This is a genomic window from Pseudomonas sp. Irchel 3E20, assembly GCF_900187645.1.
GTDB lineage: Bacteria > Pseudomonadota > Gammaproteobacteria > Pseudomonadales > Pseudomonadaceae > Aquipseudomonas.
This window is the reverse complement of the sequence record NZ_FYEE01000017.1, coordinates 13,885-25,651: the sequence shown is the minus strand read 5'-3', so window position 1 is coordinate 25,651 and position 11,767 is coordinate 13,885. Positions and strand designations below refer to the sequence as shown.

Here is an 11,767-nt window from a genome sequence, read left to right as displayed (position 1 = left end):
AGGTTGCTGGACATGCCGCCGCCATCGCGAGCAAGGCCCCCACAGCGTGGCGGTTTCCACTGGCGGGATTTGTGAGGCGAAGGCCTGCTTTTACAGAAGGCCTTGCGATGTTTTACACCCGAAACTGATCCATCAACCCCTGCTGCTGGTTGGCCAGGTTATTGAGGGCCTGGCTGACCCGGGCCGATTCGTTGGCTTGCCCCGAGAGGGATTCGGTGACGTCGCGGATGGTCGCCACGTTGCTGTTGATCTCTTCGGCCACGGCGCTTTGTTCTTCGGCGGCGCTGGCAATTTGCAGGTTCATGTCGCTGATGACCGTCACCGCGTCACCGATCTGGCGCAGCGCCGTCACGGCTTGGCCGACCTGCTCCACGCTGCCCTGGGCCTGGCGATGGCTGTGGTGCATTGAGGCCACTACCTCCTGGGTGCCGCTTTGCAGTTGCTCGATCACCAGGCGGGTTTCTTCCACCGACTCTTGGGTGCGCCGCGCCAGGTTGCGCACTTCGTCGGCCACCACGGCGAAACCTCGGCCAGCCTCGCCCGCGCGGGCGGCTTCGATGGCGGCGTTGAGGGCCAGCAGGTTGGTCTGCTCGGCAATGGCGCGGATCACTTCCAGCACCGAACCGATTTTCTCGCTGTTGGCGGCCAGGCCTTCGACCTGGGCCATGGCGGTGCTCATGTCGGCGGCCAGGGTGTCGATGGTGCTGGTGGTGCGGTCGATCACGGTGAGGCCTTCGCGGGTGGCCTGGTCGGCATCGCGGGCCGCGTGGGCAGCCTGGGCGGCGCTGCGGGCGACGTCATGGGCGGTGGCGCTCATTTCGTGGGAGGCGGTGGCCACCTGATCGACCTGGCGGTATTGCTGCTCCATGCCGGCGCTGGTTTGGGTGGCGATGGCAGACGATTGGTCGGCGGTGCTGCGTGCGTCCTGCACCGAGCGTTTGACCTCGGCGATGATCGGTTGCAGCTTGTCGAGGAAGCGGTTGAACCAACCGGCCAATTCGCCCAGTTCATCCTTTTTGTCGTAGGCCAGGCGCCGGGTCAGGTCGCCTTCGCCGCTGGCGATGTCTTCGAGCATGTGCGCCACGCCGAGGATCGGCCGGGTCACGCTGCGCGCCATCAGCCACACCAGCAACAGGCCGACGATGGCGGCCAACAGGCCCAGGCTCAGTTCGATCAGGGTGCCGGCGGTGCCGCGTTCGTCCAACTGGGTTTTCAGGGTTTCGGCCGGGCCCACCAGTACCTTCTCCGGCACCGTGAGCAAAATGCCCCAGGCTTTGCCGCCGGGGATTGGCTGGAACGGCGCCAGCACGGTGAGTTTGCCGTCGCTGTGCAGGCTTTGCGGTTGGCCGCTGCTGGCGAGCATGGCGATCAGCCGCGCGCCGTTGGTTTTATCGACGCTGTCCAGGCGCTGGCTGAGTTTGCTGGCATCGCTGCTGTAGCCGGCGAGCAGGCCCACGGCGCTGATGATGCCGACGTTGGTCTGGCCGTCGTAGAGTTTTTGGCTGGCGTCCTGGCTGACCGCTTGCAGGCTGTTGAGGTTGATGTCCACCGACAGCGAGGCGATGACTTTGCCGTTGACCGTCAGCGGGAACACGATGCTGGTCATCAGCACGTTCTGGCCGGCGATTTCGTAGAAGTAGGGTTCGATCACGCACGGCTTGAGGGTGGTGCGCGGGCAGGTGAACCAGGCGTTGGCCGGCTCGCCGCTGGGGCCGCTGCGGGTGTCGGCCATGTCGCTTTCGGGCAGGGCCATGGAGGTCAGTTGGCCGGGGGTGGGCTGGGACCAGTACAGGGCGAAGCGGCCTTTGTCGTTGCTGCCCAGCGCTTGCTGGCCGGCGAACAGTTCGTCCTTGCCGTCCAGGGCATTGGCCTCGAACACCAGGGACAGGCCCAGCAGCTCAGGGTTGGCCTGCAGGGCGGACTTGACCTGGCGGGTCAGGTCTTCGCGCAGGTCAAAGGCATCGAGAAAGCGCTTCTCGGCCTGCTCGCGCAAAAACAGCACCTGGCGCGAAAAGCCATGGCCGTATTGGTAGGCGTCCATGAACTGGCGGCGGATGTTCAGCGCCTGGACTTCGCCCTGGGCTTCGATCCGCGCCTGCGCCGCGTCGGTCAGCATGGTCATGCTCGAGGCCTTGACCAGTTGCGAGTTGTGCTCGGCACGATAGAGCGAAATCCCCACCAGCAGGCTGACGACGCCCAACAGGCAGAGGCCGGCCAGGAGGGTGATTTTCCATTGGATGGAAAGCTGTCTGAGCGACATGGAGGAGTCCTTGAACGGGGAAACGGGAGAGGCGTTTGCACTGTAACGGCCCGGGGCGGGTTTTCTTTATTCAAACGCTTGATTTAAAACGCGCACCCGCTTGCTACATAGATCGCATGCGCCGTGTAGCCCGCGGCGCGTAATTCTAGGGGCGCTTTGACATCCCGGGGCCCGTGGGGCAAAGTGCGCGCCCTCTAATAAAACCTCCATTCAATCTGGCGTGCGCGCGTGTCGCGGCGTGGCCGGACTCATCCCGTTTGGCGCCGATTTGGCCGGCGCCGTGTTCTGAGGTAACGATGATTAATGCAGTAATTGCTGCGGTCGGCGTGATGCTGGTGCTCAGCCTGTCCCGTGTGCATGTGGTGATCGCGCTGATTGTGGGGGCGTTGGTGGGTGGCTTGAGCGGTGGCCTGGGTATGGAGGCCACGCTCAAGGCATTCAACGGTGGCCTCGGTGGCGGGGCGACGGTGGCGTTGTCCTACGCCTTGCTTGGCGCTTTCGCGGTAGCGATTGCCAAGTCCGGGTTGGCCCATGCCCTGGCGGACAAAGCACTGCTGCTGGTGGACCGCCAGGACGCCGCCGGCGGCGGCCAGGTCAAGTGGTTGCTGATCGGCCTACTGTGGGTGGTGGCCATTGCCTCGCAGAACATCCTGCCGATCCACATTGCGTTTATCCCGCTGCTGGTGCCGCCGCTGTTGTATGTGCTGACCAAGCTGCAACTGGACCGCCGCCTGATCGCCTGCGTGATGACCTTCGGCCTGATTACGCCCTACATGTTCCTGCCCGTGGGCTTCGGCAACATCTTCCTCAATGAAATCCTGCTGGCCAACGTGGCCAAGAGCGGCGTGGACATCAGCCAGGTCAACGTTACCCACGCCATGGGCATTCCGGCCCTGGGCATGGTGTTCGGCCTGCTGGTGGCGGTGTTCATCAGCTACCGCAAAAAGCGCGTGTATGACTTGGCGCGCATCGAGAAAGTCGAGCAGGTGGCGGTGCAGTACAACCCGCTGACCCTGCTGGTGGCGGGGGTGGCCATTGCGGCGGCGTTCATCATCCAATTGCTGCTGGACTCGATGATTGTCGGCGCCCTGGCCGGGTTCCTGATTTTCTCCGTGTCAGGGGTGGTGCGCTGGCGCGACACCGATGACTTGTTCACCGAAGGCATGAAGATGATGGCCATGATCGGCTTCATCATGATCGCCGCCTCGGGGTTCGCCGAAGTGATGAAGGCCACGGGCGAGGTCAACACCCTGGTGCAGAGCTCGGCGGCGTGGATCGGCCACAGCAGGGGCGTCGGTGCGTTGCTGATGCTGTTGGTGGGGCTGCTGGTGACCATGGGCATCGGCTCGTCGTTTTCCACGGTGCCGATCCTGGCGACGATTTTTGTGCCGCTGTGCGTGCAATTGGGCTTCAGCCCGCTGGCCATCGTGTGCATCGTCGGCACCGCCGGGGCCTTGGGCGACGCCGGCTCGCCCGCTTCGGACTCGACCCTGGGGCCTACCTCGGGCCTGAACATCGACGGCCAGCACCACCATATCTGGGACACGGTGGTGCCGACGTTCCTGCACTACAACCTGCCGCTGCTGGCCTTTGGCTGGGTGGCGGCGATGGTGTTGTAAGCCGGGGCTGTTTTGCCTCGTGGGTGCGAGCCTTGCCCGCGCCGCGGTGTGTCATTCGGCGAGGTGGTTGGCTGTGCCGCCGTCATTGCGGGCGGAGGGGGAGCGACGCTCATCTCACCTACCTCCACGATCCACTGTGGGAGCGAGCCTGCTCGCGATCGCGGTGCGCCAGCCGACATCGAGGCCGGTGTGCTGGCGCCATCGCGAGCAGGCTCGCTCCCACAGGTTTTCAGCTTTTATTTGGCCGTGACAGCCGAGGCCGGCTGAGGGGCGGGCAGCAACCCCTCCAACCGCACATCCCGCATCAGCAAGCCAAAGCGCAAGTCCACCTGGTCGGGGATGGGCAGGTAGACGGTGTGGCCGTCGCCCGGGGCAACGGTGATGGCCTGGCCCTTGGCGTCTTGCAACTGGTGCAGGTCGAAGTGGAAGTTGCCCTTGGGGGTCATCAGTTCCAGGTGATCGCCCAGTTGGAAGCGGTTTTTCACCCGGACTTCAGCTAACCGATCGCGGCGTTCGCCGGTCAGTTCGCCGACGAATTGCTGGCGTTCGGATACCGAGCTGCCGTTCTGGTAGTTCTGGTATTCATCGTGCACGTGGCGGCGCAAAAAGCCTTCGGTGTAGCCGCGTTGGGCCAGGGATTCCAGGTCGTTCATCAGGCTGCGGTCGAATTCGCGGCCGGCCACGGCGTCGTCGATGGCCTGGCGGTACACCTGGGTGGTGCGCGCGCAATAGAAGTGGGACTTGGTGCGGCCCTCGATTTTCAGCGAGTGCACGCCCATTTTGGTCAGGCGCTCGACGTGCTGCACGGCGCGCAGGTCCTTGGAATTCATGATGTAGGTGCCGTGTTCGTCCTCGAACGCGGGCATCGGTTCGTCCGGGCGGTTGGCTTCCTGGAGCATGAACACCTGGTCGGTGGGGGCGCCGACGCCCAGGGTCGGCTCGGGCGAGTACTGCTGCACGATGTCGCCCAGCAGGTTTTCGCTGGCCGGTTGGGCGCTGTACTTCCAGCGGCAGGCGTTGGTGCAACTGCCCTGGTTGGCATCGCGCTTGTTCATGTAGCCCGACAGCAGGCAACGCCCGGAATAGGCCATGCACAGGGCGCCGTGGACGAAAATCTCCAGCTCCATGGCCGGCACGTGCTCGCGGATTTCGGCGATTTCTTCCAGCGACAGTTCCCGCGACAGGATCACCCGGCAGATGCCTTGTTGCTGCCAGAACTCGACACTGGCCCAGTTCACCGTGTTGGCCTGCACCGAGAGGTGGATGGGCATCTGCGGGAAGTGTTTGCGCACCAGCATGATGAGGCCCGGGTCGCTCATGATGAGGGCGTCCGGGGCCATGGCGATCACCGGCTCCAGGTCCTTGAGGAAGGTGCGCAGCTTGGCGTTGTGGGGCGCGATGTTGACCACCACGTAAAAGCGCTTGCCCTGGGCCTGGGCTTCGCTGATGCCCAGGGCGAGGGTGGCGTGGTCGAATTCGTTGTTGCGCACCCGCAGGCTGTAGCGCGGCTGGCCCGCGTACACCGCATCGGCGCCGTAGGCGATGGCGTAGCGCATGTTTTTCAGGGTGCCGGCGGGGGCGAGCAGTTCGGGCGAGGCGAGGGGCATGATGGTTTCGATCGCAAAAGGGCGCGAGGGTAGCCGGATGGGCCGGCGCGGATATTGACCTGGGTCTATACCCGGCGAAGAAAACACGGCACTCGGGCGCGCCCGTGCGGACTAAGCATCAGCGACGTCGCAATCCTTTTGCCAGAGACCGGCCCATGACCCCAGATGTCTTTCACAACAAATCCCTACCCGTGCTGCTCATCCTGGTGACAGTGGCGTTTATCTGGATTCTGCTGCCGTTCTACGGCGCGATGTTCTGGGCGGTCATCCTCGGCATCCTGTTCGCGCCGTTGCAGCGGCGCCTGCAATTGAAGTTCGGCTGGCAGCGTAACCTCACGGCGCTGTGCACCTTGGGCGTGTGCCTGCTGATCGCGATTCTGCCGGTGATCGTCATCGCCACCTTGCTGGTGCAGGAAGGGGCGACGATCTACAAGAACATCGAAAGCGGGCAACTGGACATCTCTGGCTATATCGCCCAGTTCAAGCACAGCCTGCCGCCGTACTTCCAGCAGTTGCTAGACCGCTTCGGCATGGGCGAGTTGGAAGGGCTGCGCGAGAAAATCGTCAAGGGCGCCATGCAGGGCAGCCAGTTCCTCGCCAGCCAGGCGTTCAGCTTTGGCCAGGGCACTTTTGAGTTCGTGGTGAGTTTTTTCATCATGCTGTATTTGCTGTTCTTCTTTTTGCGCGACGGCGCCGAGCTGGTGCGCAAGATCCGCACCGCCACGCCTTTGGCCGAGCACCAGAAGCGCCGTTTGCAGCTCAAGTTCAACCGCGTGGTGCGGGCCACGGTCAAGGGCAACCTGCTGGTGGCGGTGACTCAAGGGGCGTTGGGCGGGTTGATTTTCTGGTTCCTGGACATTCCCAGTGCGTTGCTCTGGGCGGTGCTGATGGCGTTTTTGTCGCTGTTGCCGGCGGTGGGGGCGGGGATTGTCTGGGCGCCCGTGGCGGCGTACTTCCTGCTCAGCGGGGCGATTTGGCAAGGGGTGGTGCTGGGCTGCTTCGGGGTGTTCGTGATTGGCCTGGTGGACAACGTGCTGCGCCCGATTCTGGTGGGCAAGGACACCAAGATGCCGGATTACCTGATCCTGATTTCCACCCTGGGCGGCTTGGCGGTGTTCGGCCTCAACGGGTTTGTCATCGGGCCGTTGATCGCCGCGTTGTTTATGTCCAGTTGGGCGCTGTATGTGGAAACCCAGCCGCGGGTGCAGTTGCCCTAGGCGCGCAGGTCGACCTGCCGGGACAACGCTTGCGCCGCCGGTAGGGAGGTCAGCGGGCCACTGACCGGCACGCCGTCGCGCACCAGGTACCAGCAGGCGAGCAGGCCGGTTTCACGCAAGGGTTTGGGCACGGCGCTGCCGATCACGGACATGATTTGGATACGGGCCATTGAGGTGCTCCTGGGCATCGATCATGGGGCACACCTTATGCAACCGTTGGGGCGAGGGCCAATCATCGCGCTCGATAGTGCTCATCGACAGCGCGAGCGCAGGTGTCAGTCCACCACTTGATCGAGCATGTTCAGCACTTCGTGTTCATTGAGCAGGCCCTTGCGCACCAGGTTTTCGGCCAGTAGCGAAAGGAATTTGGCGCTGCGGTGGCCTTCCAGGTGCTTGAGTTCGGTCAGGGCGCTGTAGACCTTGCTGGAAGTGCACAGGCCTGCGGTGCGGTGGGGATGCTGCGTGGGCATGGTGGGTCGTCCTTGTTTTTATGGGGGGTGTACGGACACCCGGGAGGGTGGCGCGCGGGCATGACAGCAATATGACAGCCATGGCACGGTGCGGCCAATACGACATTGGGTGGCCATGATGTCAGAAAGGGCTGCATTCGCTGTGCCAGGAACGACCTCAAGTAGGACGTTTCAGTCATCCCAACGCCTCAGGCCCCGCTGTCGGGGCAGGGCCTGAGGGTGCATCACCAGCGCGGCGGGCCGTAATGGCCGGGGGGCGGGCCGTAGTAGCCACGGGGTGGCCCGTAGTACACGGGCGCAGGGCGGTAGTACACCGGTGGCGGGCGGTAATACACAGGTTGCTCGATGTAGACCGGTTGTGGCGGGTAATACATTGGTGGGGGCTGTTGTACGTAGACCGGTTGCGGCGCGTAGTACACCGGTTGCTGCTGCACATACACCGGGCGGTCACGGCTGATGACGGCACCGCCGATAATGGCCGCGCCGACCACCGCACCGAACACCGCCGGGCCGCGCCAATCGCCACCGCGGCCGTGGCCATGGCCGTGGGCAGAGGCTTGACCGGTGATCGCCAGCGCTGCGATGAGCAGGGCGCTGGTGGTGATTTTTCCCATCATGATGGCTGTTCCTCGTTTCGCTCCCGGCGCCCGGGCCTGCGGTAGGCCCGGGGAATGGCGCGGGGATAACCTTTAAGACAGCCTGTTTGGGAAAAACTGCGCCGGTGCTGGGTAAATATTGTGTAAGGTCGGTGCCTTGCTGTAACGATTCACCTCAACCCAAACGCCCCGTGCAGGAGACGCCCATGCAGATGCACCCCAACAAAGACACTCAACTGTGCATGTCGCTCTCGGCGCGCCCGGGCAACTTCGGTTTGCGCTTTCACAACCATCTGTATGAACAGTTGGGCCTGAACTTCTACTACAAGGCGTTCAGCAGCCAGGACCTGCCGGGCGCGGTGGCCGGCATCCGCGCCCTGGGTATTCGCGGTTGCGGCGTGTCGATGCCGTTCAAGGAAGCGGCCATCGCCCTGGTGGATGAGTTGGACGCCTCGGCGGCGGCCATCGCTTCGATCAATACCATCGTCAACACCGCGGGCCACCTCAAGGCCTACAACACCGATTACCTGGCTATTGCCCAACTGCTCGACAGCCACCGTGTGCCCAAGGAATACCGCTTTGTGCTGCGCGGCAGCGGTGGCATGGCCAAGGCCGTGGCCAGTGCCTTGCGTGATGGTGGCTACCGCAACGGCGCGATCCTGGCCCGCAACGAACGCGCCGGCCGGGCCCTGGCCGAGGCGCTGGGTTACACCTGGCAGGCGCAACCGGATGACCTGCCGGCGCAGTTGCTGATTAACGTCACGCCCATCGGCATGAGCGGCGGCGCCCAGGCCGACGACCTGGCGTTCAGTGGCGAGGCGATTGCGGCGGCGCAGATCGCCTTTGATGTGGTGGCGATCCCCGCAGAAACCCCACTGATCCTGCGCGCCCGTGCCGAGGGCAAGCAGGTGATTACTGGGCTGGAGGTGATTGCGCTGCAGGCACTGGAGCAGTTTGTGCTGTACACCGGCGTGCGCCCCACGCCGGCGCAGTTTGACGCGGCGGTGAGGTTTGCGCGGGGTTGAACGGTTCTGTGGCAACGGGTGTGCTGGTGCGGGCGCGCCGCGATGGGGCCAGTACAGCCATTACCGCTCTAGCGCCAGGAATGCCGTCATCGCGGGCAGGCCCGCTCCCACAGCTGAACGGTGGAGTGGGTGGGATGTTCATTTTTCCTGTGTGGGAGCGACCCTGCTCGCGATGGCGGCACGCAGTGGCGGTGACGAATGGCAGGGGTGAGACAGTTGTTCCCGTATAAGTGGGCTCACACAAGCCCGTTTCTCTAAGGGGGGCCTCACTCCAGGCGCGAGAGGCGCTCTTCCAGCGCGGCGATCCGGGCTTCGAGTTCTTCGATGCGTTCCACCGACACGCCGCTGGCTGGGCTGCGTTCGGCCGCTTGCTGGCGGGCGGCGAGCAGGGTGTCGATGTCGGCTGGGTCGCCCAGGGCGTGCATATAGCGGTCTTCGCGCTGGCCGCTCTGGCGCGGGATCAGCAGGGCCAGGCCCCGGGAGATCAGGCGTTCGAGTTGGTGCACCACTTGTTCGCTGTCCTCGAAGTCGTGCATGCGCCCGCTGCGGGTCAGTAGTTCGTTGACGGTCTGCGGGCCGCGCAAAAACAGCAGGCCGCAGAGGATTACCTGGGCCGGCACCAGCTCCAGGGCTTTGTCCACGCGATGCTCCCAGCGGTCGGCGCGGCTGCCCATCACCAGGCGCGTGAAGCCCAGCCCTTCGAGCACCCGCAGGCTTTGGCCGACCTGGCCTTGGCTGAGGTTCATCACTGGCTCGCGGCTGGTCTTCTGGTTGCAGGCCAGGACGAGGGCATTGAGGGTCAGGGGGTAGGTTTCCGGGCTGGTGGCCTGCTTTTCGATCAGGGCGCCCAGAATCCGGATTTGCGTGGCGTCCAAGCGCTGCGGTGCGGGGGTGGTGTCTTCGGTGCTCATCGCGCGTTCCCTATGCTGTTCAAGCGGCCTAGCCTAATCCTTGCGCGGTAAAAGACAAGCCGCACCGTGGCCCGGGCATGGCTATAATCGCGCCACGTTCACCCCTTGCGAGATTGACATGACTATTTCCCTGCACGCCGCCTCCGTTCCTGTGTTCAAGCAAATGCTCAACGCCCTGAGCAACGTCCTCACCAAGGCCGAAGCCCACGCGAGCGCCAAGAACATCGACCCGGCCGTTTTCCTGCAATCGCGCCTGTACCCGGACATGTTCCCGCTGGTGCGCCAAGTGCAGATCGCCGTGGACTTCGCCAAAGGCGTCAGCGGCCGCCTGGCCCAGGTCGAACTGCCTAAGTACGACGACAGCGAAACCACCTTCGCCGAGCTGCAAGCACTGATCGCCAAGGTCCTGGCGTTCCTCGACGGCATCGCCCCGGCCCAGATCGACGGCAAGGAAGGCATCGAGATCATCACCCGCCAGGGCACGCCAAAAGAGAAGCGCTTCAGCGGCCAGGCCTACCTGCTGACCTACGGCTTGCCGCAGTTCTTCTTCCATGTCACCACCGCGTACGCGATCCTGCGCCACAACGGTGTGGAAGTGGGCAAGCGCGACTACATGGGCGCGTTCTAACCCCCCAGATGCACAAAAGCCCGCCCCGGTTTGCGCCGGGGCGGGCTTTTTTGTGCCGTGAAGGTCAGGCGGCGCGTTGCGCCTGTTCTTCCTGGGCCATGCACGCGGCGGCGGTAAAGAGCACGTCGGTGGAGGAGTTCAGCGCTGTTTCGGCCGAATCCTGCAACACGCCGATGATGAAGCCGACAGCCACCACCTGCATGGCGACTTCGCTGGGGATGCCGAACAGGCTGCACGCCAGCGGAATCAGCAGCAGCGAGCCGCCGGCCACGCCCGAGGCGCCGCAGGCGCAGATCGCCGCGACCACACTGAGGAGGATGGCGGTGGGGATGTCCACGGTAATGCCCAGGGTGTGCACGGCGGCCAGGGTCAGCACGGTGATGGTGATCGCCGCGCCGGCCATATTGATGGTGGCGCCCAGGGGGATGGAGACCGAGTAGGTGTCTTCATGCAGGCCCAGGCGCTTGCTCAGCTCCAGGTTGACCGGGATGTTGGCCGCGGAGCTGCGGGTGAAGAACGCGGTGATACCGCTTTCGCGCAGGCAGGTGAACACCAGCGGGTAAGGGTTGCGGCGCAGTTTCCAGTAGACGATGGCCGGGTTCATCACCAGCGCCACGAACAGCATGGAGCCCAGCAGCACAGCCAGCAGTTGCAGGTAACCGAGCAGGGCGCCGAAACCGGAGGTGGCGAGGGTGGAGGCCACCAGACCGAAGATCCCCAGGGGCGCAAAGCGGATGACCACGCGCACGATCAGGGTCACGCCGTTGGACAGGTCATCCAGCACCGTGCGGGTGGTTTGCCCGGCGTGGCGGATGGCGATGCCCATGCCGATGGCCCAGGTCAACACGCCGATGAAGTTGGCGTTCATCAGGGCGCTGATGGGGTTGTCCACGGCGCTGAGCAGCAGGCTTTGCAGCACTTCGCTGATGCCACCGGGCGCGGTGACGGCCACGTCGTGGGTCACCAGCACCAGGGTGGAGGGGAACAGCATGCTGGCGATCACCGCGACCACCGCGGCGGCGAAGGTGCCCAGCAGGTACAGGAACAGGATCGGGCGGATGTGGGTTTCCTGGCCGTGGCGGTGGTTGGCGATGGAGGCCATCACCAGGATGAACACCAGGATCGGGGCCACTGCCTTGAGCGCCGAGACAAAGACCTTGCCGATGAAGGCCGTGGACCGTGCCGCGTCGGGCAGCACCAGGGCCAGGGCGATACCGGCCAGCAGGCCGATGAGAATCTGGGTGACCAGGCTCATATTCTTGAGCTTGTGCAACAGGGAAGGGGCAGCAGTCATGGCGCTATCTCTGATTGTTAGGGGTGCTGTGATTCACGTGGGGCGTGCCAGCGGCGGCGCCATCCACGGGGGGTGTGGCGTTGGCAGGGGGCGGACTTTATCACAGCGTCAGCCAAGTCCTTCAGACCTGTGACGATCCG

The 11,767-nt window shown here is 64.2% G+C and carries 10 protein-coding genes and 2 pseudogenes; 4 read left to right on the top strand and 8 right to left on the bottom strand.

All coding sequences use genetic code 11. The annotated features are described in order from the left end of the window. Positions 1 to 112 precede the first annotated feature (112 nt). Together CKW13_RS25080 and CKW13_RS25075 are read right to left on the bottom strand one after the other, a co-directional pair. A pseudogene (locus tag CKW13_RS25080) lies at positions 113 to 703 on the bottom strand (methyl-accepting chemotaxis protein); the annotation flags it as partial. 267 nt (positions 704 to 970) lie between these two features. Continuing rightward, positions 971 to 2,041, bottom strand: a pseudogene (locus CKW13_RS25075) (HAMP domain-containing protein); the annotation flags it as partial. Positions 2,042 to 2,559: 518 nt separating this feature from the next. On the opposite strand from CKW13_RS25075, the gene CKW13_RS22540 reads away from it, so the two are divergent. Further along, positions 2,560 to 3,879: a Na+/H+ antiporter family protein gene (locus CKW13_RS22540; protein ID WP_176465168.1), complete on the top strand. Its 1,320-nt coding sequence runs from the start codon at positions 2,560 to 2,562 to the stop codon at positions 3,877 to 3,879. Between the two features lie 236 nt (positions 3,880 to 4,115). Here the strand turns inward: CKW13_RS22540 and yegQ are convergent, their stop codons facing one another. Beyond that, the gene (yegQ, locus tag CKW13_RS22535) at positions 4,116 to 5,486 is read right to left on the bottom strand and encodes a tRNA 5-hydroxyuridine modification protein YegQ (protein ID WP_095110983.1); all 1,371 of its coding nucleotides are present in this window, start codon (positions 5,484 to 5,486) and stop codon (positions 4,116 to 4,118) included. Positions 5,487 to 5,641: 155 nt separating this feature from the next. Between yegQ and CKW13_RS22530 the strand changes: the two genes are divergently transcribed. Beyond that, complete coding sequence (locus tag CKW13_RS22530) at positions 5,642 to 6,703, top strand: AI-2E family transporter (protein ID WP_095110982.1); 1,062 nt, start codon at positions 5,642 to 5,644, stop codon at positions 6,701 to 6,703. Here CKW13_RS22530 and CKW13_RS24530 read toward each other — a convergent pair. The 3 genes from CKW13_RS24530 to CKW13_RS22515 all read right to left on the bottom strand — a co-directional run bounded on the left by CKW13_RS24530 (position 6,700) and on the right by CKW13_RS22515 (position 7,790). Then, positions 6,700 to 6,873, bottom strand: coding sequence for a hypothetical protein (locus tag CKW13_RS24530; RefSeq protein ID WP_095110981.1), 174 nt, complete (start codon positions 6,871 to 6,873; stop codon positions 6,700 to 6,702). The two genes, CKW13_RS22530 and CKW13_RS24530, sit on opposite strands and share 4 nt — an antisense overlap. 105 nt (positions 6,874 to 6,978) lie before the next feature. Next, complete coding sequence (locus CKW13_RS22520) at positions 6,979 to 7,173, bottom strand: hypothetical protein (protein WP_095110980.1); 195 nt, start codon at positions 7,171 to 7,173, stop codon at positions 6,979 to 6,981. Between the two features lie 224 nt (positions 7,174 to 7,397). Beyond that, positions 7,398 to 7,790: a hypothetical protein gene (locus CKW13_RS22515; protein ID WP_095110979.1), complete on the bottom strand. Its 393-nt coding sequence runs from the start codon at positions 7,788 to 7,790 to the stop codon at positions 7,398 to 7,400. Positions 7,791 to 7,975: 185 nt separating this feature from the next. On the opposite strand from CKW13_RS22515, the gene CKW13_RS22510 reads away from it, so the two are divergent. After that, a complete protein-coding gene (locus CKW13_RS22510) occupies positions 7,976 to 8,794 on the top strand; it encodes a shikimate 5-dehydrogenase (RefSeq protein ID WP_095110978.1) in 819 nt (272 codons plus the stop codon). A gap of 266 nt (positions 8,795 to 9,060) precedes the next feature. Here CKW13_RS22510 and CKW13_RS22505 read toward each other — a convergent pair whose 3' ends face one another. Next, a complete protein-coding gene (locus CKW13_RS22505; RefSeq protein ID WP_095110977.1) occupies positions 9,061 to 9,705 on the bottom strand; it encodes a YceH family protein in 645 nt (214 codons plus the stop codon). A 118-nt stretch (positions 9,706 to 9,823) separates the two neighbouring features. On the opposite strand from CKW13_RS22505, the gene CKW13_RS22500 reads away from it, so the two are divergent. Beyond that, the gene (locus tag CKW13_RS22500) at positions 9,824 to 10,333 is read left to right on the top strand and encodes a DUF1993 family protein (RefSeq protein ID WP_095110976.1); all 510 of its coding nucleotides are present in this window, start codon (positions 9,824 to 9,826) and stop codon (positions 10,331 to 10,333) included. Between the two features lie 64 nt (positions 10,334 to 10,397). On the opposite strand, the gene sstT is transcribed toward CKW13_RS22500, so the two are convergent. Then, positions 10,398 to 11,627, bottom strand: coding sequence for a serine/threonine transporter SstT (gene sstT / locus CKW13_RS22495; protein ID WP_095110975.1), 1,230 nt, complete (start codon positions 11,625 to 11,627; stop codon positions 10,398 to 10,400). Positions 11,628 to 11,767 lie beyond the last annotated feature (140 nt).

Excerpts from the sequence above, each read along its gene's own strand:
- CKW13_RS22505 (WP_095110977.1), bottom strand. The coding sequence starts at position 9,705 with ATGAGCACCGAAGACACCACCCCCGCACCGCAGCGCTTGGACGCCACG.
- CKW13_RS24530 (WP_095110981.1), bottom strand. The coding sequence starts at position 6,873 with ATGGCCCGTATCCAAATCATGTCCGTGATCGGCAGCGCCGTGCCCAAA.
- CKW13_RS22520 (WP_095110980.1), bottom strand. The coding sequence starts at position 7,173 with ATGCCCACGCAGCATCCCCACCGCACCGCAGGCCTGTGCACTTCCAGC.
- CKW13_RS22515 (WP_095110979.1), bottom strand. The coding sequence starts at position 7,790 with ATGATGGGAAAAATCACCACCAGCGCCCTGCTCATCGCAGCGCTGGCG.
- sstT (WP_095110975.1), bottom strand. The coding sequence starts at position 11,627 with ATGACTGCTGCCCCTTCCCTGTTGCACAAGCTCAAGAATATGAGCCTG.
- CKW13_RS22500 (WP_095110976.1), top strand. The coding sequence starts at position 9,824 with ATGACTATTTCCCTGCACGCCGCCTCCGTTCCTGTGTTCAAGCAAATG.
- yegQ (WP_095110983.1), bottom strand. The coding sequence starts at position 5,486 with ATGCCCCTCGCCTCGCCCGAACTGCTCGCCCCCGCCGGCACCCTGAAA.
- CKW13_RS22530 (WP_095110982.1), top strand. The coding sequence starts at position 5,642 with ATGACCCCAGATGTCTTTCACAACAAATCCCTACCCGTGCTGCTCATC.
- CKW13_RS22510 (WP_095110978.1), top strand. The coding sequence starts at position 7,976 with ATGCAGATGCACCCCAACAAAGACACTCAACTGTGCATGTCGCTCTCG.